The organism is Rothia sp. HMSC072B04, from assembly GCF_001813725.1.
GTDB classification, from domain to species: Bacteria; Actinomycetota; Actinomycetes; order Actinomycetales; family Micrococcaceae; genus Rothia; species Rothia mucilaginosa.
Genome location: NZ_KV813809.1, coordinates 1 through 1,386, shown reverse-complemented (window position 1 = coordinate 1,386; position 1,386 = coordinate 1). Strand labels below are relative to the sequence as shown.

Genomic DNA, 1,386 nt, shown 5'->3' with positions numbered 1-1,386 from the left:
GTGTGTGGTGGAACAAGGAACCTACCGGGAGCTACTGAAGGCAGAGGGAAAGTTTATGGAAATTTTCAAAAATCAGATCTCTGAAGATTCTGCAGGGCGCAAAACTTCCGCTGAAAGGGACTATAAAGATGCGTAAGATTATGGCTAATACTGTTTGGTCCGTGGTTTATGCTTTCAAAAATCACCCCGTATGGACCGTTTCCTATCTAGTGTCTGTTGTGTGCCTATCACTATTCCCTGCTCTGCAGATGGAGGCTGTCACTAGACTTGTTGAGCATTTGGGCCAGAGCCAGGATGAAGTGCTCCCGCTAGCGCTGGGGGTTAGTTTTGTGCTGGCAGGATACATTGCCCTGGGACAAGCATCAGACTCTCTGCGTATGCTTCTAAATTCTCGAATGTCAAGTACGGGTATTCAGAACGTATCTTCTCGTCTGGCGACTTGTTCCTCTCAGGAAATCGCGAGCGGTGATTATGCTCGCTCATCAAGGGCAGCTCATGAAGCTGTGACAGGGGGGAGCCTGGGGTCTCAAGTTTCCACTATGGGTGCTCTGATATTCATCATTTTTTCGACGGGAGTCCTTAGTTATTCCGTAGGAAAGATTAATGTATATGCTTCACTCTGCATGCTTGCAGGCATGATTCCTGTTGCCTTTATGTCACATCTCTATTCGAGTAAAAATGCTGAGGCAATGGAAAAAATATATTCATATAGCTACAACGCGTGGCATAGCACTAACCAGATTGCACAAATAACTACTGCTCGTGAGCTTGCAATTCTTAATGCTCGGTCGTTCTTTGCGCATCGTGCTAATCAAGAACGGAAAAAATCCGGTGAGGAGGAAATTGGCCTAGCTCGTTACATCCTCAGAATATATACAATTGTTGGTTTTATAAGCGCTGCATTGCTAGCTTTAGCCCTTATTTTTCTAGCGGCCTCGGTGCCGGCTCCCGGTGTTCTTGCTGGAGCTGTTATAGGTATTACCTCGGCTATAGTCTCGCTTGGCTCGATGGGAAGCGACCTTAGCTCGATGGCGGCGGGGTCAAACGCAATTGATGTATATCGAAAGTTTATTTCTAGCGCACAGCCCGGGCAGAAAAATCCGGTTGCCGATACCTACCTCGAGATTTCCAGCGTTTCCATTAGGAATCTTGCTGTCCAGTATCCAAAAGCTGATTCTTTCGCTCTTAAAAACATCAATCTCACTTTTGGTCCCGGGCAGATGATTGGTATTGTCGGGCCCAGCGGATCAGGAAAGACAACCCTAGTAAATGCACTCATGGGTATGCTGAAGCCCTCCAAAGGAGACATCCTCATTGGAGATAAGCCGGTACAGGACATATCACCTGATGATTTGCTGGCAAATGTTGGTTTGGTGAGTCAAGACT

At 46.8% G+C, this 1,386-nt stretch carries 1 protein-coding gene; it reads left to right on the top strand.

Going from position 1 to position 1,386, the window contains the following annotated elements:
• Positions 1 to 128: 128 nt before the first annotated feature.
• Positions 129 to 1,386, top strand: a 1,258-nt coding sequence (locus HMPREF2928_RS09100) for an ATP-binding cassette domain-containing protein (RefSeq protein ID WP_141754961.1), incomplete at its 3' end; no start/stop codon positions are given.